This is a genomic window from Pectobacterium zantedeschiae (genome assembly GCF_004137795.1).
In the GTDB taxonomy this organism is placed as follows: Bacteria; Pseudomonadota; Gammaproteobacteria; order Enterobacterales; family Enterobacteriaceae; genus Pectobacterium; species Pectobacterium zantedeschiae.
The window spans coordinates 2237715-2261096 of sequence record NZ_NWTM01000001.1 but is presented as its reverse complement, the minus strand read 5'-3'; the positions used below and the strand labels follow the sequence as shown (position 1 = coordinate 2261096).

Annotated in this window: 15 protein-coding genes; 4 read left to right on the top strand and 11 right to left on the bottom strand. The window is 51.5% G+C overall.

The window, feature by feature from the left end; translation table 11 throughout:
• Positions 1–18: 18 nt before the first annotated feature.
• Both CLR69_RS10310 and copA read right to left on the bottom strand, forming a co-directional pair.
• Positions 19–837, bottom strand: a complete 819-nt coding sequence (locus tag CLR69_RS10310) for a TraB/GumN family protein (RefSeq protein WP_129712589.1) — start codon at positions 835–837, stop codon at positions 19–21.
• 154 nt (positions 838–991) lie between these two features.
• A complete protein-coding gene (gene copA / locus CLR69_RS10305) occupies positions 992–3715 on the bottom strand; it encodes a copper-exporting P-type ATPase CopA (RefSeq protein WP_129712588.1) in 2724 nt (907 codons plus the stop codon).
• 115 nt (positions 3716–3830) lie between these two features.
• Here copA and cueR point away from each other — a divergent pair, with 115 nt between their 5' ends.
• Positions 3831–4247 carry a Cu(I)-responsive transcriptional regulator gene (gene cueR / locus CLR69_RS10300; protein ID WP_129712587.1) on the top strand — a complete coding sequence of 139 codons (417 nt, stop codon included), beginning with the start codon at positions 3831–3833 and terminating at the stop codon, positions 4245–4247.
• Positions 4248–4307: 60 nt separating this feature from the next.
• Here cueR and CLR69_RS10295 read toward each other — a convergent pair whose 3' ends face one another.
• The 6 genes from CLR69_RS10295 to ubiG all read right to left on the bottom strand — a co-directional run bounded on the left by CLR69_RS10295 (position 4308) and on the right by ubiG (position 10838).
• Positions 4308–4763 (bottom strand): NfeD family protein, encoded by a 456-nt coding sequence (locus CLR69_RS10295; protein ID WP_129712586.1) that lies wholly within the window; start codon positions 4761–4763, stop codon positions 4308–4310.
• Entirely contained in the window at positions 4763–5677 is a 915-nt protein-coding gene (locus tag CLR69_RS10290; RefSeq protein WP_129703408.1) for an SPFH domain-containing protein, read from the bottom strand. The genes CLR69_RS10295 and CLR69_RS10290 overlap by 1 nt, the downstream gene beginning before the upstream one ends.
• Positions 5678–5967: 290 nt before the next feature.
• A complete protein-coding gene (yfaE, locus tag CLR69_RS10285; protein ID WP_129703410.1) occupies positions 5968–6228 on the bottom strand; it encodes a class I ribonucleotide reductase maintenance protein YfaE in 261 nt (86 codons plus the stop codon).
• Positions 6229–6231: 3 nt separating this feature from the next.
• Positions 6232–7362: a class Ia ribonucleoside-diphosphate reductase subunit beta gene (nrdB, locus tag CLR69_RS10280; protein WP_129712585.1), complete on the bottom strand. Its 1131-nt coding sequence runs from the start codon at positions 7360–7362 to the stop codon at positions 6232–6234.
• Between the two features lie 110 nt (positions 7363–7472).
• A complete protein-coding gene (gene nrdA, locus CLR69_RS10275) occupies positions 7473–9758 on the bottom strand; it encodes a class 1a ribonucleoside-diphosphate reductase subunit alpha (RefSeq protein ID WP_129712584.1) in 2286 nt (761 codons plus the stop codon).
• 354 nt (positions 9759–10112) lie between these two features.
• Entirely contained in the window at positions 10113–10838 is a 726-nt protein-coding gene (gene ubiG, locus CLR69_RS10270) for a bifunctional 2-polyprenyl-6-hydroxyphenol methylase/3-demethylubiquinol 3-O-methyltransferase UbiG (protein WP_129712583.1), read from the bottom strand.
• Between the two features lie 266 nt (positions 10839–11104).
• Between ubiG and gyrA the strand changes: the two genes are divergently transcribed.
• Positions 11105–13744 (top strand): DNA topoisomerase (ATP-hydrolyzing) subunit A, encoded by a 2640-nt coding sequence (gyrA, locus tag CLR69_RS10265; protein WP_129712582.1) that lies wholly within the window; start codon positions 11105–11107, stop codon positions 13742–13744.
• Positions 13745–13859: 115 nt separating this feature from the next.
• Positions 13860–16715 (top strand): two-component system sensor histidine kinase RcsC, encoded by a 2856-nt coding sequence (gene rcsC / locus CLR69_RS10260; RefSeq protein ID WP_129712581.1) that lies wholly within the window; start codon positions 13860–13862, stop codon positions 16713–16715.
• Positions 16716–16752: 37 nt separating this feature from the next.
• Here rcsC and rcsB read toward each other — a convergent pair whose 3' ends face one another.
• From rcsB to CLR69_RS10245, 3 genes are read right to left on the bottom strand one after another with little or no spacing between them, the layout of a single operon-like run.
• Entirely contained in the window at positions 16753–17403 is a 651-nt protein-coding gene (gene rcsB / locus CLR69_RS10255; protein WP_005976164.1) for a response regulator transcription factor RcsB, read from the bottom strand.
• Positions 17404–17411: 8 nt separating this feature from the next.
• Entirely contained in the window at positions 17412–20099 is a 2688-nt protein-coding gene (gene rcsD / locus CLR69_RS10250) for a phosphotransferase RcsD (RefSeq protein ID WP_129712580.1), read from the bottom strand.
• A gap of 16 nt (positions 20100–20115) precedes the next feature.
• Positions 20116–21285: an MFS transporter gene (locus CLR69_RS10245; protein WP_129712579.1), complete on the bottom strand. Its 1170-nt coding sequence runs from the start codon at positions 21283–21285 to the stop codon at positions 20116–20118.
• A gap of 567 nt (positions 21286–21852) precedes the next feature.
• Here CLR69_RS10245 and menF point away from each other — a divergent pair.
• Positions 21853–23175, top strand: a complete 1323-nt coding sequence (gene menF / locus CLR69_RS10240) for an isochorismate synthase MenF (protein WP_129712578.1) — start codon at positions 21853–21855, stop codon at positions 23173–23175.
• The last annotated feature ends 207 nt before the right edge of the window (positions 23176–23382 follow it).

The window sequence follows — 23382 nt, the reverse complement described above, 5'->3', positions numbered from 1 at the left end:
GCGTCATCGTGTGTGCTTTCACGGAGTGGCTGAATGACCGTTGTTGAGCAGCGTAGGTAAGTTCTCATCTCCATACAGATGCAGCGCGCCGACGGCTACAACGTAATTTCCGGGCGGTAGCGCTTGAAGCTGCTGTTGCCAACGACGGTTACGCTTACCCATCAGCAGGTCAGTCATTTCATTGCTGAATGTCGCGGGGATATCCGGTTTATACGTGCCGGGCCTGCTGTCTAGCCACCAGCCCACCATTGTTTGCAGCAGGCGAGCGTTAGTGTGCCAGTGCTTAATGGTGTCCTCCAGCAACAGCAAACCGCCCTGCGGCAACTGCTGTAATAGGTCAACCTGCGTCTGTTGTCCTTCCAGTTCGATAACCTGAATACCATGGGATTTCGCCGCGTTAATCAGTTGATAATCAATGCCGTAATCGGGGCGTAAGCCCAGCAGCTGTGCCTGTCTTGCTTGCAGCATCAGCGCGGCCTGCCAACCTGGAAGCGTATTGATATTGCTCTCATCGAAAGAGAGTGATTCGCAGATTTTTTGCAACTGGCGGTAGTTCTCCGGGCTAAGGCGCTGCACGAGCGGCGGCTCGGCATCACTGTGTCCGAAGGGAGAATGAGAATCGGAGATGTCGGCTTCTACAATGAGTGCAGTTGCCTGCCGGAGCTGTTGCAGCAATGCATCGGGCAGCGGTGCCATATCCAGGCTACCCATATGAATACTGCCAACCAGATGCAGCTGTCGTCCATTGGCAAGCTGAACATCTATCGCCGGGTAGGCATAAGCCAGCGGTGAAATAAAACCAAGAAAAGTCGCGATTCTACGCAGCAGTTGCCCCATTGATTCCGTCTCCTGATGTGGGAATAGCTATGCTAAACGCTAGATGCAGAACAATACAAGGTATACCGCGGGTAGAGCTAAGGTGGGATGGTGTAAAAAGGTTATGCGAAAGAAAGCGTGCGCCATCATTCGGAATGACGATGGCGCACTAACATTACTGATTTTTAGGTTTAAAACGCAGCAAGCGGTTGGCGTTACTGACCACCGTGATGGAGGATAGCGCCATAGCTGCTCCTGCGACTACCGGGCTGAGCAGCGTTCCGGTCAGCGGATAGAGCACGCCCGCAGCAATCGGAATACCTAGCGAGTTATAGATAAACGCGCCCAGCAGATTTTGCTTCATGTTGCGCAGCGTGGCATTGGATAGCGCCAGCGCATCGGCGACGCCGTGCAGGCTGTGGCGCATCAGCGTGATCGCGGCGGTTTCAATCGCAATATCGCTGCCGCCGCCCATCGCAATGCCGACATCGGCCTGCGCTAGTGCGGGGGCATCATTGATACCATCGCCAATCATTGCCACGCGCTTGCCTTGAGCCTGTAGCTTTTTGATGGCTTCTGCCTTGCCGTCTGGCAGCACGCCAGCGATCACCTGATCGATACCCGCTTCTTTAGCGATACTCTTCGCCGTTAGTGGATTATCCCCCGTGAGCATCACTAACTGGTAGCCTTGCTGATGCAGGCGCTGTAAGGCGCTGATGCTATCCGCTCGCAGCGGATCGTGGATAGAGAACACCGCAATGATGTGACCATTCGCCGCAAGTAACACCGGCGTGATACCGCGCTGAGCCTGTTCGTTGATCAGCGTATCACCTTCGGTGATATCGACCTGATATTGTTTGAGCAGAGGTGGATTTCCCAGCAGCAGGTTGGCATCGCCAATATTACCACTGACGCCGAGACCGCGCAGCGTGCGGAACTGCTCGACTTGCGTTAGCGTAAGGTTTTCCGCCCGTGCAAGAATCGCCTTCGCCAGCGGATGATTAGACCCCTGTTCCAGCGACGCTGCCCAGGTCAGCGCCTGCTCCTCTGTTACGCCACCGAACGTGTGAATCGCCACGACGCGCGGTTGTCCCTCGGTTAGCGTGCCTGTCTTGTCAAACACCAGCACATCCAGCTTGCTGGCCTGCTGCAATGCATCGGCATCCCGCACCAGTACGCCAAACTCTGCTGCACGCCCGACGCCGGAAATAATCGACATCGGCGTTGCCAGCCCAAGCGCGCAAGGGCAAGCAATGATCAGAACCGTTGTGACGATAATGAGCGTATAAACTATCTGCGGCTGTGGCCCCACGAAGAACCAGATCGCGCCGCTGAAAAGCGCGATGGCAACGACAACGGGAACAAATACGGCGGAAATACGATCGGCTAGCTGGCCGATCGCGGGTTTGCTGCTTTGTGCCTGCCTGACCAGCCGGATGATGCGTGACAGGGTGGTTTGGTTGCCGATCGCGTCCGCACGGAAGAGAACGCTGCCGTCGGAAACCAACGTGCCTGCATGAACCGTATCGCCAGATGTTTTGGACTGTGGGATCGGTTCCCCGGTCAGCATGGCTTCATCCACCCACACTTCGCCTTGTAAGATCTCACCATCGACAGGAATGCGGTCACCGGTTGTCAGACGCAGCGTCATGCCTGACTGCACGTCGGACAGCGGAATAGATTTCTCACCTTCTGGCGTCACAACGCGGGCTGTTGGGGGGGTTAAATCCAGCAGCCGCTCCAGCGCGCGCGAAGATCGCTGACGAGCACGCTGTTCCAGCGCATGACCCAGATTGATTAAACCGATGATCATCGCGCTGGCTTCATAGTACAGATGACGTGCTGCCATCGGGAAAAGGTCCGGCCACAGATTAACGGTAATAGAGTAAAGCCAGGCTGCCCCCGTTCCCAGTGCAACCAGTGTGTCCATGGTCGCTGCGCCGTTTCTCAGGCTGCGCCAGGCGTTACGGTAAAAGTGACTGCCAGCCAATACCATTACCGCCAGCGTCAAAATACCAATCACGAGCCACGGTGTTTGGTTCTCCGGCGTCAGGCTCATGCTGCCGCCCAATACGCCCCACAGCATCAACGGTACACCCAGCAGTAAACCTAGCGCTGCCTGCCATTGAAAACGGCGAATCGCCTGCTGAGAGGTTTGCTGTTGACGCGCGCGGCGTGCTTCTTCGTCCTGAATAATTTCTGCGCCATAGCCTGCTTGCTCAACGGCGGCAATCAGCGCTTCTGGCTCGGCGTGACCGCTCACTAATGCACTGCGCTCAGCCAGATTCACCCGCGCCTGTGTGACGCCGCTGACGTTTTGCAGCGCTGTTTGTACGCGGTTCACACAGCTGGCACAGCTCATCCCTTGAAGAAGGAGTTGCACGCTGTCGTCATCGTTGGTGGTCTGTGTTGTCATTACCGGAAGAATACTCTCGGCCGCTGGCAGCGCTTCCGGCGTTGTCGCTACCTGTGCCAGCGGCTCAGTTTTTGGGTGAGCGCTCTCCTGTACGCTGGCGTGATAGCCCGCTTCTTCAATCGCGCTAATCAGTATGGTGGCCTCAACGTTGCCATACACGGCAGCCTGTTCTTTGGTGACATCCGTCGCCACGACGCCGGGAATGGCTTCCAACACTTTACGCGTAGCGGCGACACAGTGGTTGCAGCTCAGACCGGAAAGCAAGAGGGACACATCCGGCGTAGTCGCGGACTGCGCTTCATAGCCAGCCTGCTCAATGGTGTCGATCAACGTCTGTGAATCAACATCGCCGCTGACTCTGGCGTACTGTTGGGTGACGTCGGTTTGTTCGACAGAGGGTAGCGCGTCCAGTGCTTTTTTAACGCGCTGAACACAGTGCCCGCAGGTCAGTCCCTGCAACGACAACACGATAGTTTGAGACATAATAATTTTCTCCCGTGATCACAGCCGGAGGTGAAAGACGTTGACCGGCCATCTGATTTCTACTAGTTATTGAGTAAGGTAAACCTTCTAGCAAGGGGAGGGTCAAGGGGAAATCATGAATATCAGTGATGTTGCGAAAAAAACCGGTCTCAGCAGTAAAACTATTCGCTTCTATGAAGAGAAAGAACTTCTGACTACGCCGCTGCGTTCTGAAAATGGTTACCGCAGCTACGATGACCATCATGTCGAAGAGCTAACGCTGCTGCGTCAGGCGCGTCAGGTTGGTTTTAATCTGGATGAGTGTCGTGAACTGGTTACGCTATTTAACGATCCGCTGCGGCGAAGTGCGGATGTCAAAGCGAGAACCTTGCAGAAAGTGCAGGAAATCGAGATGCACATCGAAGAGCTGAAAACGATGCGCGAGCAGTTATTGGCACTGGCTGAACAGTGTCCGGGGGACGGTAGCGCGGAGTGCCCAATAATCAATAATCTGGCGGGCTGTTGTCAAAAAGATAAATTGGCAAAAGAGTAAATTATCAACAACGTAAGCTAGCATAAAGGGGAGACCGGCTCCCCCAAATAATGTGTGCTGCTAGCGTTCGGTCGGACGCACATGCAGCGTGATACCATCAATGGCAATCACTTCAACATGAGTACCGATGGGCAGATCCTGCTCTGATTTTACGCGCCAACTGCTATCGCCGATGTTTACCCGGCCAAAACCGTTAGTCACGGGTTCGGTCAAGGTGGCTCTCAGACCAATCAGCTGTTGCCCGCGCTGGTTGAGCGTCGACTGTGGGCGTGACAGTGTCCGTTTACGCAGCCAGTACCACCAAAGCAGCGCCGTGACGATGGTCAGAATGGCGAAAATCGTTCCCTGCCATGGCCAACCCAGCGGCATTACCCATGTTAATAGCCCAACCAATACCGCCGATAAGCCGCTCCACAGCAAATAGCCACTGGCCCCCAGCATTTCGGCGGCCAAAAGCAGACCGCCGAGCGACAGCCAGAACCAGTGTGCATTTTCCATCACCAGTTCAATGCCCATTATTGACCTCGACTGTTTTTGCTGTCTTTAATCAATTCCGTGATCCCGCCAATAGCGCCCATCAGGTTACTGGCTTCCAGCGGCATCATGATTACTTTGCTGTTATTAGAAGACCCGATCTGCTGCAAGGCATCGGTATATTTCTGTGCGACAAAGTAGTTAATTGCCTGAATATTACCTGCCGCGATGGCTTCGGATACCATTTTGGTCGCCTGTGCTTCTGCTTCCGCGGCACGTTCACGCGCTTCCGCTTCCAGGAACGCAGACTGACGCAGGCCTTCCGCCTTCAGAATCTGTGACTGTTTTTCCCCTTCGGCTTTCAGGATAGCGGCCTGACGCACCCCTTCGGCTTCCAGAATATCGGCACGTTTGTTACGTTCCGCTTTCATCTGCGCGTTCATCGCCGCAATCAATTCTGCTGGCGGGCGTACGTCGCGGATCTCAATACGCGTAATCTTAATGCCCCACGGGTTGGTCGCTTCGTCAACGATATGTAGCAGGCGCGTGTTGATGCTATCGCGCTGAGACAGCATTTCGTCCAGCTCCATCGAACCCAGTACGGTACGGAAGTTGGTCATGGTGAGGTTCACGATAGCCTGTTCCAGATTGCTAACTTCATAGGCGGCCCGCGCGGGATCGATCACCTGAATAAAGCAGACGGCATCAATGGCGACATTGGCATTATCGCGAGAGATAATTTCCTGAGAGGGAATATCCAGCACCTGTTCCATCATATTAATCTTGCGGCCGATACGATCCATAAACGGCACGACCAGATTAAGCCCCGGCATCAGCGTCTTGGTATAGCGACCAAAACGTTCTACAGTCCATTGGTATCCCTGCGGTACGACTTTGATGCCTGACCAGACGATGATAAGTGCAACAAAGATCAAAACGGGAATGACGGTGAGCATAGTATTAACCTCTATTTATGGCTGTTTTTGTGAATGTCCCAGAGAAAATTAGACTGAAATGTATTGCGTTGACGATTCTAGCGCCATCCTCGGCTAAAACCTATCTTTGACGGCAGTCGGCCGGAATATCTCGGGCCGACGGGTGAACAGGGGAAAGCGGTTAGAACGAAAGGTTTTTCCGTTATCAGACGCAAGAAGCTACCGTCGGTAAGCACGTCAGTCGGCGCTGTGGCGCGTTGATGAACTGGGGCATACTTATAGCAAGGACACAAAATATGAAAGAGATTGAGCTAGATATCAAGTTCGATGTCGCCCTGCGGCATACAACAACAAGGTAGAATTTCATCCTGTTGGATGCAGGCCAGCGGTGTTTGGCGATACGCCACGCGGCCTTTTACCAGACGCAGACGACAGGAACCGCAATAGCCAGAGCGGCACTGATATTCAATGCTGACTCGGTTGGATTCCAGCACATCCAGTAGGGAAGGGCCGTCGTCTGAACAGGGAAACTGCGCACCGGATGTGCGCAGTGTAATCGTTGGATTGCTCATTGATTACAGTTGGAAATCGCTCAGGTCGTCATCGCTGATTTCTGAATCGATCTGACCGACCAGATAAGAGCTAACTTCGACTTCCTGTGGTGCGACCTGTACGTTATCGGATACCAGCCAGGCGTTGATCCATGGAATAGGGTTGGTACGCGTCTGGAACGGCAGCGGCAGCCCAACCGCCTGCATGCGGATGTTGGTGATGTATTCCACATACTGGCAGAGAATATCTTTGTTCAGGCCAATCATCGAACCGTCGCGGAACAGGTATTCAGCCCACTCTTTTTCTTGCTGAGCGGCGAGAACGAACAGGTCATGGCACTCTTGCTGACACTCTTCGGCAATCTGCGCCATTTCAGGGTCGTCATGGCCGGAACGCATCAGGTTCAGCATATGCTGTGTGCCGGTCAGGTGCAGTGCTTCATCACGAGCGATCAGCTTGATGATTTTAGCGTTGCCTTCCATCAGCTCGCGTTCAGCAAAAGCAAACGAGCAGGCGAAGCTGACGTAGAAGCGAATGGCTTCCAGCGCGTTTACGCTCATCAGGCAGATATACAACTGCTTTTTCAGTGCATGCAGGTTCACTGTCACGGTCTTGCCGTTAACCTGATGTGTTCCTTCACCTAGCAGATGATAGTAGCTGGTCATCTCAATCAGCGAGTCGTAGTAGCCGGAGATATCTTTGGCGCGCTTCAGGATCTCTTCATTAGTCACGATATCGTCAAACACCAGCGACGGGTCGTTCACGATATTGCGAATGATGTGCGTGTAGGAACGTGAGTGAATGGTTTCCGAGAAAGCCCAGGTTTCTACCCAGGTTTCCAACTCAGGGATGGAAATCAGCGGCAGCAGCGCCACATTCGGGCTACGTCCCTGAATCGAATCCAGCAGCGTTTGGTATTTCAGGTTGCTGATGAAGATGTGTTTTTCATGATCGGGCAGTGCCTGATAGTCGATACGATCGCGGGACACGTCAACTTCTTCTGGGCGCCAGAAGAAGGACAGTTGCTTTTCGATCAGCTTTTCGAAAATTTCATATTTTTGCTGGTCGAAGCGTGCAACGTTGACAGACTGGCCGAAGAACATCGGTTCGAGCAGTTGGTCATTTTTGTTCTGTGAAAAAGTGGTATAGGCCATGAGTCTCTCCAAAAAAATGCCAAGGGCATTTTTTAACGCCAGTTGCGACTACGGGTAGGACGCCCGCGCTAAAAGGATGAAAGGCTGCATTGCAGCCTTTCATTAGTGGCTTAAATCTTACACGCGCCGCCTTCGCAGCCATCGTCCTGTGGCTCAGCCAACAGATCGTCTTGTACGTCTTCAGCGCCGTCACGGGTGTTTTGGTAATACAGCGTTTTGACGCCGAATTTGTAGGCCGTGACTAGATCTTTCAGCAACTGCTTCATCGGTACTCGACCTGATGGGAAGCGTGACGGATCGTAGTTGGTGTTGGAGGAGATCGCCTGATCGACAAATTTCTGCATCAGACCCACCAGTTGCAGGTAGCCGTCGTTATTTGGCATTTCCCACAGCAGTTCGTAAGCGTCTTTCAGCGTTTCATATTCCGGCACCACTTGACGCAGAATACCGTCTTTGGACGCTTTGACGCTGATGTGACCGCGCGGTGGCTCAATACCGTTAGTGGCGTTAGAGATCTGAGACGATGTTTCAGACGGCATCAGCGCAGACAGCGTAGAGTTACGCAGACCGTATTCTTTGATGTCTTTACGCAGTGCTTCCCAGTCGAGATGCAGCGGTTCATTACAGATTGCATCCAGATCGCGCTTATAGGTATCGATAGGCAGAATACCCTGCGAATAGGTGGTTTCATTGAACCACGGGCAGGCACCTTGCTCGCGTGCCAGCACATTCGAAGCCTTCAGCAGATAATATTGAATTGCTTCAAACGTTTTGTGCGTCAGGCCGTTGGCGCTGCCGTCGGAGTAACGCACGCCATTTTTCGCCAGATAGTAGGCAAAGTTGATCACACCAATACCCAGCGTACGGCGACCCATCGCACCACGTTCTGCTGCCGTAATCGGGTAATCCTGATAATCCAGCAGGGCATCCAGCGCGCGTACGGCCAGTGTCGCCAGCTCCTCCAGGTCGTCTAAGCTATTGATTGCACCGAGGTTGAAAGCAGACAGCGTACACAGCGCGATTTCACCGTTCTCATCATTTACGTCGTTCAACGGCTTGGTTGGCAACGCGATTTCCAGACACAGGTTGGACTGGCGAACCGGAGCAATCTGAGGATCGAACGGGCTGTGCGTGTTGCAGTGGTCAACGTTTTGAATATAGATACGACCCGTAGAAGCGCGTTCCTGCATCATCAGGGAGAACAGTTCAACCGCTTTGATGCGCTGTTTACGGATGCTGGCATCCTGCTCATATTGCACATACAGGCGCTCGAATTCATCCTGATCCGCGAAGAATGCGCCATACAGTCCTGGTACATCAGACGGGCTGAACAGCGTGATATCTTCACCTTTTACCAGACGCTGATACATCAGTTTGTTCAACTGCACGCCGTAATCGAGGTGACGAACGCGGTTGCCTTCTACGCCACGGTTGTTTTTCAACACCAGCAGGCTTTCCACTTCCAGATGCCACAGCGGATAGAACAGCGTAGCGGCACCGCCGCGTACGCCGCCCTGAGAGCAAGATTTCACCGCTGTCTGGAAGTGTTTATAGAAAGGAATACAGCCGGTGTGGAATGCTTCACCGCCGCGAATCGGGCTGCCGAGCGCACGGATGCGACCCGCGTTGATGCCGATACCCGCACGCTGGGAAACATATTTCACGATCGCGCTGGACGTCGCGTTGATGGAGTCCAGGCTGTCGCCGCATTCGATCAACACGCAGGAGCTGAACTGACGCGTCGGGGTGCGCACGCCTGCCATGATTGGTGTTGGCAGAGAAATTTTGAACGTGGAGATCGCATCATAGAAACGTTTAACGTAATCCAGACGGGTTTCACGCGGGTAGCCGGAGAACAGGCAGGCCGCGACCAAAATGTACAGGAACTGGGCGCTTTCGTAGATATCACCGGTGACGCGGTTTTGTACCAGATATTTCCCTTCCAACTGCTTAACCGCAGCATAGGAGAAATTCATGTCACGCCAGTGATCGATGAAAGCGTCCATCTGGGCGAATTCTTCGGGGGTATAGTCTTCCAGCAGGTGCTTGTCGTATTTGCCGAGTTCCACCATGTTGGTGACGTGGGTCAGTAGGGCTGGTGGCTCAAACTGGCCGTAGGCTTTCTTACGTAGATGGAAGATAGCCAGACGTGCGGCCAGATATTGATAATCCGGGCTTTCGCGGGAGATCAGATCGGCTGCGGCCTTGATGATGGTCTCATGGATATCAGAGGTTCTGATGCTGTCGTAAAACTGGATGTGGGAACGCAGTTCCACCTGAGAAACGGAAACATTGTGTAAACCCTCTGCGGCCCAGGTAATGACGCGGTGGATTTTATCCAAATTGATTTTTTCTTTACTGCCATCGCGTTTGGTAACGAGCAAGCTCTGGTTCATGTTGGGATTTACCTGTTGATGAAAATAAAAAAATATCCCCCGTTTATTCACAGAAATTCATCTGTGACTAACTCTGTGGATAAATACTAGATATGGATATTTTTTGATAAATGGCTACTACATGGTGAGTATTGTAGTGTGGATTCTTTTAAGAACAAGAGTTGATTTTTCGTTAGTTTTGGTGAGGGTCAGAACGCTATTTGTTAAAAACCTCGCCCGATAAGGCCTGTAGCGATGTCAATATTATTCTGGGTTTTGATAAGAAAAAGAAAACCGGAAGACTTTGCTGATTTTGACACCAGAAAGGTAAAGGCGCGCGGCAAAAAACCGCGCAGCATTTAAGAGTATTCTGAATCAGATTTGTTTATCGTGGTAGGTATGCAACATGTAGTTCACGTCCACATTTGGGCCCAGTTTAAAGCGGTCCGTCAGTAGATTGTAGTGCAGCCCGGTGATATGCCTTTCACGCAGGGCGGTGTCATCAACCCAGCGCATCAGTTCTGCCGGGCGAATGAATTTCTTAATATCGTGCGTGCCGCGTGGCACCATTTTTAAAACATACTCAGCACCGATAACGGCCATCATCCATGCTTTCGCATTGCGGTTTATCGTGGAGAAAAACACGTGCCCTCCGGGTTTAACCAACTTCGCGCAGGCCTGCACCACGGATTGCGGATCGGGAACGTGTTCCAGCATTTCCATACAGGTGACGACATCGTAAAGGCCCGGATGTGCGTTTGCATGTGCTTCGACTGTTTCCTGCACGTAATTGACAGTGACGCCGCTTTCCAACGCATGCAGGCGCGCAACCTGCAACGGCTCTGCGCCCATATCTAGCCCGGTGACGTCCGCGCCTTCACGCGCCATGCTCTCGGCCAAAATGCCGCCGCCGCAGCCGACATCCAGCACTTTCTTGCCGAACAACCCTTCGGCGCGCTGCGAAATATAGCCCAGACGCAGCGGGTTAATGCGGTGCAATGGCTTGAACTCGCCTTCTAAATCCCACCAGCGTGACGCGATCGCCTCAAACTTGGCAATTTCCTGATGGTCAACGTTCGGAGTTTGATTTTCTACATTCATGTGTCATCACTGCCTTTCGTTATCTTCTACTGCCGCGAGTATACCCCCTTCGTGTCGCAACGTGCAGCGGTGTCGCTTTTCTCTGCGAGATACTTTTCTCTGGGGATAAATGTCCACTGGGAAAACCGTCTGTTCAGAGCGGAAGGGAGTTTCCCCCGAAACGGCGGTTTGTGATATAATTTTTCACCTTTTGAACAGTTCACCTTATCTGAACGGTTCACTTTTCTGAACACGGGTAGATGCCTAAATAGAGGGATAGCGGCTCCATGAGCGACCTTGCCAGAGAAATCACACCGGTCAACATTGAAGAAGAGCTGAAAAGCTCGTATCTGGATTATGCGATGTCCGTTATTGTCGGGCGTGCATTACCAGATGTTCGTGATGGACTGAAACCGGTACACCGCCGCGTACTGTATGCGATGAGCGTACTGGGTAACGACTGGAACAAACCGTATAAAAAATCCGCCCGTGTCGTCGGGGATGTCATCGGTAAATACCACCCGCACGGCGACTCTGCCGTTTATGAAACCATCGTGCGTATGGCGCAGCCTTTCTCACTGCGCTACATGCTGGTTGATGGTCAGGGTAACTTCGGTTCGATTGACGGCGACTCCGCTGCGGCCATGCGTTATACCGAAATTCGCATGTCGAAAATTGCTCATGAACTGCTGGCCGATCTTGAAAAAGAGACGGTCGATTTTGTGCCGAACTATGACGGCACCGAGCAGATTCCTGACGTCATGCCTACACGTATTCCCAACCTGCTGGTTAACGGTTCTTCCGGTATCGCAGTCGGGATGGCAACGAACATTCCACCGCACAACCTGACAGAAGTTGTGAATGGCTGTCTGGCATATATCGACGATGAAAACATCAGCCTCGAAGGGTTGATGGAGCACATCAAAGGCCCAGACTTCCCGACGGCGGCAATCATCAATGGCCGACGCGGTATTGAAGAAGCCTATCGCACCGGGCGAGGTAAGATTTACATCCGTGCGCGTGCAGAAGTTGAGGCGGATGCGAAAACCGGGCGTGAAACCATTATCGTGCATGAAATTCCGTATCAGGTGAACAAAGCTCGCCTGATCGAGAAAATTGCCGAGCTGGTCAAAGATAAACGTATTGAAGGCATTAGCGCACTGCGTGATGAATCCGATAAAGACGGTATGCGTATCGTTATCGAGATTAAGCGTGATGCCGTGGGCGAAGTGGTTCTGAATAATCTGTACTCCCAGACGCAGCTTCAGACGTCATTCGGCATCAACATGGTGGCACTGCATCAGGGCCAGCCGAAAATCATGCCGCTGAAGGACATTCTGGTTGCGTTTGTGCGCCACCGTCGTGAAGTGGTGACGCGTCGTACCATTTTTGAACTGCGTAAAGCCCGTGACCGCGCCCATATCTTGGAAGGTCTGGCGATTGCGCTGGCGAACATCGATCCGATTATCGAACTGATTCGCCGTGCTGCGTCACCTGCTGAAGCGAAAGCCTCACTGATCGCACAAGCGTGGGAACTGGGTAGCGTTGCCACCATGTTGGAACGTGCTGGCGATGATGCTGCACGTCCAGAGTGGCTGGAGCCAGAGTTCGGTATCCGTGACGGTCGCTACTACCTGACTGAACAGCAGGCTCAGGCGATTCTGGATCTGCGTTTGCAGAAACTGACTGGCATGGAGCACGAAAAGCTGTTGGATGAATATAAAGAGCTGTTGGCGGAGATCGCCGAGCTGCTTTATATCCTCAATAGCCCTGAGCGTCTGATGGAAGTGATCCGCGAAGAGCTGGAAGCGATCAAAACGCAGTACAGCGACGAGCGCCGCACGGAAATTACGGCGAACACCGCCGACATCAATATCGAAGATCTGATTAATCAGGAAGATGTGGTTGTCACGCTGTCTCACCAGGGTTATGTGAAGTATCAGCCGCTGAGCGACTATGAAGCACAGCGTCGCGGTGGCCGCGGCAAGTCTGCCGCACGTATAAAAGAAGAAGATTTTATCGATCGTCTGCTGGTGGCAAACACCCACGATACGATTCTGTGCTTCTCCAGCCGTGGCCGTTTGTATTGGATGAAGGTATATCAATTACCGGAAGCCAGCCGGGGTGCGCGCGGTCGTCCGATCGTCAACCTGCTGCCGCTTGAACCGAATGAGCGTATTACCGCGATTCTGCCGGTACGTGAATACGAAGAAGGCCGCCACATCTTCATGGCAACCGCGAGCGGTACGGTGAAGAAAACGGCGCTGACGGAATTTAGCCGTCCGCGTAGCGCGGGGATCATCGCAGTTAACCTGAATGAAGGCGACGAGCTGATTGGCGTTGACCTGACCGATGGTAATGATGAAGCGATGCTGTTCTCTGCGGAAGGTAAAGTGGTTCGCTTCTCCGAACAGGCGGTGCGTTCCATGGGCCGTACGGCAACGGGCGTCCGTGGTATCAACCTGCAAGGTGAAGATCGCGTCGTATCGCTGATCATCCCTCGCGGTGAAGGCGATATCCTGACCGTCACGCAAAATGGCTTTGGCAAGCGTACTGCCGTGAGCGAGTACCCAACCAAGTCGCGTGCGACGAAAGGGGTTATCTCTATCAAGGTTAGTGAGCGTAACGGTAAAGTGGTGGGTGCGGTTCAGGTTGATGCCGCAGACCAGATCATGATGATCACCGATGCGGGAACGCTGGTGCGTACACGCGTGTCTGAAGTGAGTATTGTGGGTCGTAACACGCAGGGTGTGACGCTGATTCGTACAGCGGAAGACGAACATGTTGTTGGCCTGCAACGTGTTGCTGAACCGGTAGAAGATGAAGAGCTGGATGGCGTAGTAAAAGTTGAAGGCGAAATCGCCGAAGACGATGGTGCTATCGACGACATTGATGGCGATGATGATATCGCTGAAGATGACGAATAAGCCTTTTCCTTAAACGGGAATGAGTCGAGTAAGCCAGCGCGATGCGCTGGCTTTTTTTATCGACACTCGGTAGTGTATCAGCAAACTGGTTCTCCCATTATTCAACGGTATCCACTTGAAATATCTCGCCTCATTCCATACCACATTAAAAGTTTCCCGCTATTTATTTCGGGTTCTGGCGGTCATGCTGTGGGTATTGGGGGCGCTGATATCCATTTTCTATGTGACTAAAGTATTGAATGAAAAAGAGTCAGAGCTGCGGCAGGAATATAACCTCAGCTTTGATCAGTCGCAGGGTTACATCCGACACGCGTCGGATATTGTGCGCGAACTCCAGTATCTGGCGGCAAATCGCCTGGTGCTGGCGAGAGAAAAAGCAGAGCCGCCAATGGAAGACGGCCCCGGCGTCTCTGTTTACGCCCTTGCTCCCGGTGCAACCTGCTCCACGCAATATGGCGGGAATGCTGCACTGCTCTCATTGAGTCATTTTTTTAACGGCTGGCAGGATAATTTCTCTGCCGTCTACGATCTTAATCGAGTGTTTTTTGTCGGCGGCGATCGTCGCTGTATGGTGGATTTTGGCATCCGTAACCAGTCACTCGATCGTGATAACTTGCTTAAAAACGTGCAGGATCGGTTTCAGGATCAGAAGAAGAACCGCACCCAAACTGGCCGCGATGAAACACTCTACTGGATTACTCCTGCGTCTATCCCCGATGTCGGCTATTTATATGCGCTGACCCCGATTTATGTGGATAACAAGCTAGAAGTCATCATGGGGATCGAGCAGACGATTCGTTTGGATGATTTCGTTACCGTGGGTAAATTTCCGATCGGTGCCAGGCTGCTGGATCAATATAATCAGGTTGTTCTACAGTTTTCCGATACTAAAGAGCGCTATGCCTCTTCGGTAGACAGTTATCCCTCCGATCATAACTATTTTGGCTATGTGAACGGTTATGATGAACTCATTCTTAAGAAGTCGCTGCCGCCGACGTCATTTAGTATCGTATATTCACTGCCGTTGAAAGTGCTGCTTTCCTACATCAGCGCATTGATGATCAACATGCTTGTGCTGAATATTCTATGGGCTATTGTGCTATTTGTGTTGGCGCTGGTGTTCGAGAGGAAAATGCTATTGCCTGCGGAAGTGAATGCGTTCCAGTTAGAAGAGAATGAGCAATTCAACCGCAAGATTGTGGCGTCGGCGCCAGTAGGGATTTGTATCCTGCGTATTAATGACGGTACGAATATCCTCAGTAACGAACTAGCGCACAACTATCTCAACTTGCTTACCCACGAGGATAGACTGCGAATTACCCGTATTATTTGCGAGCAGCAGTCCAAGTTTGTGGATGTCATGACCAGCCGCAACCATCACCTGCAAATCAGTTTTGTTCATTCGCGCTATCGTAATGAAAATGTGGCAATTTGTGTGCTGTTGGACGTTAGTGCGCGCGTCAAAATGGAAGAATCACTACAGGAAATGGCAAATGCTGCCGAGCAGGCAAGCCAGTCGAAATCGATGTTCCTTGCTACCGTCAGCCATGAATTGCGTACGCCGCTTTACGGGATTATTGGGAACCTTGACCTGCTACAAACCAAATCGTTGCCGAAGGACGCCAACCGTCTGGTTGTAGCGATGAACAACTCCTCTTCGCTGTTGCTGAAAATTATCAGCGATATTCTCGATTTTTCCAAGATTGAGTCGGAGCAGTTGAAGATAGAGCCGTGTGAATTTGCTCCGCATGAGGTCATTAGCCACATCACCAGTAACTATCTCCCGCTGGTAGTCAAAAAACGCCTGATGCTCTACTGCTTTATCGATCCTAATGTTCCTGTCAGCCTGTTTGGCGATCCCGTGCGTTTGCAGCAAGTGTTGTCTAACCTGCTGAGCAACGCCATCAAGTTTACGGACACGGGCTGCATCATTTTTGAAGTCGGCTGCCGCGATGGTTATCTGGAATTTGTGGTGCGCGATACCGGTGTGGGCATTCAACCGCGCGAAGCGGTGAAGCTGTTTGATCCGTTCTTCCAAGCTGGGAGCGGCGTGCAGCGTCATTTCCAGGGCACAGGCTTAGGGCTGGCTATTTGTGAAAAGCTGGTCAATCTGATGGATGGCGACATTACCATTGAATCTGAACCTGGGCTGGGTAGTCTGTTTGGCGTCAGGATTCCGTTGTATAAAGCGCACTATGCTCCCGTAGCGATCAATGCCAGTCTGCAAGGGAAAACATGCTGGTTGAGGGTACGCAATGCTAGGCTGGAGGTGTATCTACTGACGCTGTTGCAGGATCAAGGCGTGCAGGCTGTGCGTTACCAGAATCAAACAGTATCACCTGATGATGTGATGATTAGTGATTATACATCGATAGACGACATTACTGTTCGGGCGCATATCGTGATGAGTGGCGCGCATAACGGACCTGCGCAGAAAGTGAGTGAAGGGCACTGGGTGCAAGGGACATCAACCCCTCAACACTTGCCTGACTTGCTGGAGAAAATTTATCGTTCAGAAAGTGAAGACAGGGCTCGCACTGAGATTTCACCGCCGCTGACTAACTATGTGCGTGAAGAGAATGGCGACATCATGATTCTGGTCGTTGACGATCATCCGATCAACCGTCGACTGCTAGCCGATCAGCTCGGTTCTCTGGGCTATCAGGCAATGACGGCGAATGACGGCGTCGATGGGCTGAGCGTATTGAGTAAAAACCACATTGATATCGTGCTGACGGACGTCAATATGCCGAATATGGATGGTTATTTGTTTACACAGCGTATGCGTGAGCAAGGGTTACGCTTCCCGGTTATCGGTGTCACGGCAAATGCGTTGGCAGAAGAACGAGATCGTTGTCTTGGGGCAGGGATGGATAACTGTTTGTCAAAACCGGTTACGCTGGATACGTTACAGCAGGCGCTGGCGTATTACAGTAACGTGGTGCGTCAGGCGAGAACATCTGGGGAATAACCTGCACCAGCGGTTGCCGGTGCAGGAAAGGAAAGGTTTAGTCTACCTGTGTCGCGCCGCCATTGACGGATGACAGGTAGTTCAGCAGAGCGATATCGTTCTCGACGCCCAGCTTGGTCATGGCTGATTTTTTCTGACTACTGATCGTTTTGATACTGCGATTCAGTTTTTTGGCAATTTCGGTAACCAAAAAACCTTCTGCAAACAAACGTAGCACTTCACTTTCTTTCGGGGACAGGCGTTTATCGCCGTAACCGCTGGCGCTGATTTTTTCCAGTACTTTGGATACGCTATCCGGCGTGAATTTCTTCCCTTTCTGTAGGGCTGCCAGCGCTTTGGGTAGGTCGGTCGGCGCGCCCTGTTTCAGCACGATGCCTTCGATATCCAGATCCAACACCGCGCTCAGAATCGCCGGATTATTGTTCATGGTAAGAACAATAATAGAGAGGTGAGGAAAATGGCGCTTAATGTATTTTATGAGGGTGATGCCATCGCCGTATTTATCGCCAGGCATGGATAAGTCGGTGATTAAAACGTTAGCGTCCAGCTTAGGCAGGTTGTTGATCAGCGCTGTTGAGTCTTCAAATTCGCCAACCACATTGACCCATTCAATCTGCTCAAGCGATTTTTTGATGCCAAAAAGGACAATAGGATGGTCGTCGGCAATAATTACGTTTAGGTTACTCATCGTTTTGGTTACTCATCTTGTTGGCTACCTTGCTGCCCTTTAGGTTCTATTGGGGATAGTAATGCACTGACAAAACGCTCAATTTTATGAAGGTTAGCCTCGATTTGTACACTATCGTGCGCGGTAATATGCTGTTCAAGCTGTTCACACAACTGTTTGCCAGGATGCAGATTCAGCATGGCAAACACGCCTTTCAGCCGGTGTGCCGTCTGCGAAAGTGACGGAAAGTCGCCTGCTTCCGCTTCAGTATACAGCCTCTTTAAATCATCCGGTACTGTCTCCACGAACAGCGAATAATAGTCGCTTGACGCCAATTGAGCGGCGTAAAATTCGACATCGTTCGGTTCTCCCTCTTGGATCGCATCGGGTGGTGTTTCCAGTTGCAGCTCAATCAGCTTAAGCAATGCCTCCAGCAGGAGGTGGCTGATATTATAGTTCACCCGCAAGCGGCGCGGGCCCAAAGGCGTTACTGTGTCATCGTCATGGCTCAACAGTAGCGTATAGTCTGCTTTTTTCTCCGGGTCATCAGTAATACAGATATCGGCTTCCTGATTAATCTGGCGCTCATCGCTGACCAGATAATTAGCGCCCCAGCCCGTCAGCATATTGCCAACAATATGCTGCACTTCATCGGATGTCACATCCAGCAGAACACTAATACCATCAAGCAGTTTTTCTTCCTCAACGGGAAGCGTTTCTGGTTCCAGTTTCAGCGTCAGAATATAGTGCGTGCCTAGCCCGGACTTACTGTTGATGGTTAATGCGCCGCCGAGTTTATTACAGAGTTGATTGCACAAAAATAAGGTCAATCCTGAATTTTGTCCGAAATGATCGGAAGCGGCAGGATGCAGGAAAGGATGTCGAATATTTTCCTGCTCTTTGCCTGAAACCTTCGTCCCTGTATCGCTGACCTGAATAATCAACGTGTCCGACTCATTATTTTTTCTATCAATCGACACCGTGATTTTGCCGTAATCCGTGTTAGTCACCGAATAATTTAGCAACAGCGCCAGCGTCTTTTTCAACAGTCCGGCATCACCTATGTAAGTTTGATTACTATCCAAATTGTAATGATGGAACAGTGTCAGCCCTTTTTGTTTCAATCTTGGCAACAGCTCAAGAAGAACACTATCGATAAGAGCCAGCGGTGAAAAACTGTCATTGACCACGCTCCATTCCTGCGCTTCCAACTTTTCATGCAAAGCGATATTTTCCAGCAGTTCGATAGCACAGCGAGTATCCGCCGTTAGTTGATCCAGCGTTGGTGTTTGTACGGTTGCCGTATCGCTCTGGCGTATCGCATGAATGTGCTGTTGTAGTGAAATCAGCGGCTGTTTAAATTCGCTGAGCAGGTTTTGGAATAAACGTTTTCTGGCATGAATATTCTTTTCGTATTCACGCTGGGCTAGCAGCAATTTCCGCTGTACCAGAATCTCTTTATCCTGTTCACGCAGCAGAAATAGGCAATAATCTGGCGAATATTGGCTACGGATTTGGCGTATTTCGTACATCTCATTATTAATGGTGACCTGAATGACGCCCTGATGTTCATCCGCCATATTGGTGATTTTTTGCAGGCTCAGGTGTGGAAGAAGATGCTCCGCACGCTCATTTTGTATGATCACTCTGTTGCTGCTGAAATCATAAACCAGCACGCCCATCGGGATCCGGCCGGTTGTTTCGCGGTAAATATCCAGTTTCTTTTCCAACTGATGAGATAAATCCTCTCCAGGATTCGCATACTTTCGACGGAAAAGATAAAAACCAGCAATGGATAAACTCAGCAAAACCAGATTCAGCAGCAGAAGCCACACGTTATTACGCACTGAATCAATAATCAGCGCTTTTACGGGCATCTGAAAAACGATTTTTATCGGCGCATTGACGAGCGTAGCGGAGATTTCAAGGTTCGAACCATGAAACTGCACGTCGGCCACACCTTCGCCCGTATTACTGCTATCCATATTGCTGGCCGCTGGCGTATCCGGCTTCAGCATAAGGTATTCACGCGAGATCGTGTCTGGGATTAAGTCGTTGATCGGCAGATCGAACGCAAGAATTGTCGCCAGATGACCCGGCTGATTGAATGTGGTACGCAGCGTAAAATAGTAGTCGTTATAGAAGCGTAATTTACGCAGTGGGGAAAAACTTTCGCGTTCGTCTAACACATTCGCCTGTTGCAGCATTTCCGTCCGACGAGCCTCGGCGATGACCGTAATATAATTGCCGCGGAACTGCGAGGAGATATCTTTCAGCGTCTGTGTAGAAATCATCGTCAGGCTGTTATCGATGCCATTCAGATAATACATGGAGTAGACGTTATTTTCTGCTCCCCAGAGAATATCGAGGTAACGTGATATACGGCGAACCGACGTCAGTGTGCCTTTATCGTGTTGCCCAAAAATCAGAGCATCCGTTTTCTGACCGTTTTTTTCTACGTAGAAAACGTTGGGCATCAGATTAATCGCGGTGATATTGGTGTCGCTAGCGGACGGTTCGCTGTTCAGACTGCCGTAAATTTGGTACGTGAAGAAACGGTAGGTATCGATACGTTTCTGTATGCCTTGGGCAATGGTTGTCAGCGAATGTTTTTTATCCGCCAGCAAATCGTTGATGTAGCTATAGCCGAATGTTCCGGTAATCAGCAGCGATAACACTGTAAGGAGGGAAAAATAACGCAGGATCATGGCTGGCATCAATTAACGCTCCTGATTAGCGGATAACGGCACGCGCACTAGCGCTGACGATCAGCAATAGCAGTGCGACAAACCCGAATGCGGTGGCTAAATTGCTGAATTGTGCAATAAAACCGAGAATAGTCGGGCCGATCAGAATACCCGCATAGCCTACTGTTGTAATAGACGCGATGGCTAGATTTGGCGGCATGACCTTTTGATTTCCTGCTGCGCTGAAAAGGATTGGTACCACATTGGATGCGCCGATACCGACCATAACGAAACCAATAATGGCGGTAACGGCATTATCAATACTGATCGTTAACATCAGACCGAGTGCGGCACAGAGGCTGCCACCGGTAAGAATCGCGTAGCGTCCGAGCGCATTAACGATACGATCGCCATTCAGTCTGCCCAGTGTCATTGCCACGGAAAACGCGGCATAGCCCATGCCTGCCTGCGCGCCGCTCAGGTTGCGTTCAACCGTTAAAAAGAGGGCGCTCCAGTCCAGTATGGAGCCTTCGGCTAAGAACATAATGAAGCACAGTGAACCAATGAACATCACCCAGCCACGTGGAATAACAAACAGTGGGCCGCTGTCATCTTGATTCGTGGTGCGCAGCAGGTGCTTGTGCGCCGTTGCCATGAATATCAACATGAGTGCGACAATAGTCAGAATGGCCAGTAGTGGTGACAGACCAAACCACAGTAGGGCGCTGACGCCACCTGCGCCGACAATCCCCCCCACGCTAAAGAAACCATGAAAACCAGACATCATGGCTCGACCACTCGCACGTTCCACGATGACAGCCTGAATATTCATCGCGACATCGATCATACCGATGGAGGCGCCGAAAAAGATCAGTGTTATCGCCATCAGCGGCAGAGTTTCTGCCTGCGTCAGTGCGGGCAATACCAGGCAAAGCAGTGCACTTGCCAGCAAAATAACGCTGCGACATCCCAGCTTACTGGTAAGGAAACCGGTGAGCGGCATTGCCAGTAGTGAGCCAATACCGAGAGAAAGCAGCAACATCCCCAGAGAGGCATCACTGATAGCCAGCCGCGTTTTGACAAATGGCACCAGTGGTGCCCAGGAAGCCATGGCAAACCCTGCAACAAAGAAAACGATGCGTGTAGCTGCCTGCGCTTTTTTGCCTGGCAGATGCCGATTAATGCATAACGGGTTGGAATTCAGAGTCGTACTCATCCTGAATGAGGCTATCCGGTCGACGTAACAAGGGCCTATTTTTACCATAATTAGCGGTCTGAATGGAAAGAATCCTGACGTGCGGTTTTACGGGGGAGAGAAGAGTGGGGGGCTTTAGGCCACGGAGCAGACAAAAAAATGCCGATTAGATAATCGGCAAAAGAAATCGAACAATTGAAGCAATAATGATGATGGAATAGGATTTTAGTGCGATGTGCGCGCTTCGTTTTGCCGTTTGATGCGATTTCAGTCCATGCTCACCGTTCTGGTCATGCAGATAATCCTCTGTGGGTAAAAAATTTCCGGGAGAAATTTTTAACGTTGCGCTAGCAACGGTCCGTAAGGGGGGCGGCCAGGGATGGCACGTCATAAAAAATTTCCGGGAGAAATTTTTAACGTTGCATCAGCAACGGCCCGTAAGGGTGACGGCCAGGGATGGCACGTCATAAAAAATGCGATGAGGCGTACTCTACTAAAGGTAACCCTTTGGGGTTGTGTAACCTCTCACCCACGACGTGTTTTTTTCCCGTATAATCCCCTACTTTGTGTTAGGTCTCCGGGGTGACGGTGAAACAACTTTCCGACTTGTTGCGACATTTGCAGCAGGATTTGCGCGAGCCACAGCCTGAACGCGCAGGTTTCAGACAAATAACGCGTTCATTAACTCTTAGCGACACGTCCGAACTACTGCCGTGGCTGGCGATCCAGCCAGTGTATCCTCAGTTCTATTGGCAGCACCGTCAGGATCGTGAAGAAGCTGCCGTTTGCGGCAAGGTGTGTGGGTTTCATCATCTTCAGGATGCAGAGGCATTCCTCGTTCAGCAGCAGTGCGATCCCGATGTGCGTATCTGGGGATTGAACGCGTTTAACCAGATAAAAGAAGGCAGTACCTCATCACCTGGCTATCTGTTTTTGCCTCGGGCAGAACTACGGCGTCAGGATGATACGCTCAGCCTGAGTATTAACCTGTTCAGTGAGACGTCATTGCAGCAGGATGCCGATGAAGCCTCGGCGTTTATTAACCTGCTTCTGCCTCCCGCATCACAGCCTATTTTGCATGCGGAAGTGCAGTCCGTTGGGCATCAGCCGGAGCATCAGGGGTGGATTAATTTGCTCCAGCGGGCGCTGCATGACATCAAAACAGGGCTAATGGAAAAGGTCGTTCTGGCGCGGGCTACCACGCTAACGCTCTCACAGCCGTTACAGGCCACTACCTTTATGGCCGCCAGTCGAGCGGCAAATCACCACTGTTTCCATTTCATGCTGGCGCACGATGCGCGTCATGCATTTCTCGGCTCTAGCCCGGAGCGGCTTTATCGTCGGCGGGGAAGCGAACTGGAAACGGAAGCGCTGGCGGGAACGGTGGCAAGCGATCGCGATGCGCTCAAAGCCGCTGAGCTGGCCGATTGGTTGATGAAAGATACCAAGAATCAGTGCGAGAACATGCTGGTGGTGGATGATATTTGCCAGCGGTTACAGCAGTCTGCGCTGTCGCTGGATGTGATGCCGCCAGAAATTGTGCGTCTGCGCAAGGTGCAGCATCTGCGCCGTACCATTCATGCGACGCTGCGTTCCGCGTCTGATAGCGCATGCCTGAACGCATTGCAGCCTACGGCGGCTGTAGCGGGTTTACCGCGGCAAGAAGCGCGCCGTTTTATTGCCGCTCATGAACCGTTTGAGCGTGGCTGGTATGCGGGTTCTGCGGGTTACCTTTCGCGCCATCAGTCCGAATTCAGCGTGGCGCTACGTTCGGCCGAAGTACGGGATCATGTTTTGACGCTCTATGCCGGTGCTGGAATTGTGGCAGGTTCTGATCCAGAACAAGAATGGCAAGAGTTGGAGAACAAAGCCGCTGGGCTGAGATCCCTGCTAGACGGTGATATGTCATAGTTTTGTTTTATGATTGTTGTGTCAGGTACTGGTTTATATCAAAGTCAGCGTGGTAAAAAAAAATATAATAAGGCTGATCGTGATAGTCGTTGAAGGGCAACCAGGCCACCAACAGTTTGATCATTATTATTTGCTATACCCTAAATAATTAGAGTTGCAGGCGGTGAGCGCACGACTCTCAGGAGCTTACATCAGTAAGTGACTGGG

What these genes read in the sequence shown, in the direction of transcription:
- CLR69_RS10310 (WP_129712589.1), bottom strand. Translation starts at nt 837, where the DNA reads ATGGGGCAACTGCTGCGTAGAATCGCGACTTTTCTTGGTTTTATTTCA.
- copA (WP_129712588.1), bottom strand. Translation starts at nt 3,715, where the DNA reads ATGTCTCAAACTATCGTGTTGTCGTTGCAGGGACTGACCTGCGGGCAC.
- cueR (WP_129712587.1), top strand. Translation starts at nt 3,831, where the DNA reads ATGAATATCAGTGATGTTGCGAAAAAAACCGGTCTCAGCAGTAAAACT.
- CLR69_RS10295 (WP_129712586.1), bottom strand. Translation starts at nt 4,763, where the DNA reads ATGGGCATTGAACTGGTGATGGAAAATGCACACTGGTTCTGGCTGTCG.
- CLR69_RS10290 (WP_129703408.1), bottom strand. Translation starts at nt 5,677, where the DNA reads ATGCTCACCGTCATTCCCGTTTTGATCTTTGTTGCACTTATCATCGTC.
- yfaE (WP_129703410.1), bottom strand. Translation starts at nt 6,228, where the DNA reads ATGAGCAATCCAACGATTACACTGCGCACATCCGGTGCGCAGTTTCCC.
- nrdB (WP_129712585.1), bottom strand. Translation starts at nt 7,362, where the DNA reads ATGGCCTATACCACTTTTTCACAGAACAAAAATGACCAACTGCTCGAA.
- nrdA (WP_129712584.1), bottom strand. Translation starts at nt 9,758, where the DNA reads ATGAACCAGAGCTTGCTCGTTACCAAACGCGATGGCAGTAAAGAAAAA.
- ubiG (WP_129712583.1), bottom strand. Translation starts at nt 10,838, where the DNA reads ATGAATGTAGAAAATCAAACTCCGAACGTTGACCATCAGGAAATTGCC.
- gyrA (WP_129712582.1), top strand. Translation starts at nt 11,105, where the DNA reads ATGAGCGACCTTGCCAGAGAAATCACACCGGTCAACATTGAAGAAGAG.
- rcsB (WP_005976164.1), bottom strand. Translation starts at nt 17,403, where the DNA reads ATGAGTAACCTAAACGTAATTATTGCCGACGACCATCCTATTGTCCTT.
- rcsD (WP_129712580.1), bottom strand. Translation starts at nt 20,099, where the DNA reads ATGCCAGCCATGATCCTGCGTTATTTTTCCCTCCTTACAGTGTTATCG.
- CLR69_RS10245 (WP_129712579.1), bottom strand. Translation starts at nt 21,285, where the DNA reads ATGAGTACGACTCTGAATTCCAACCCGTTATGCATTAATCGGCATCTG.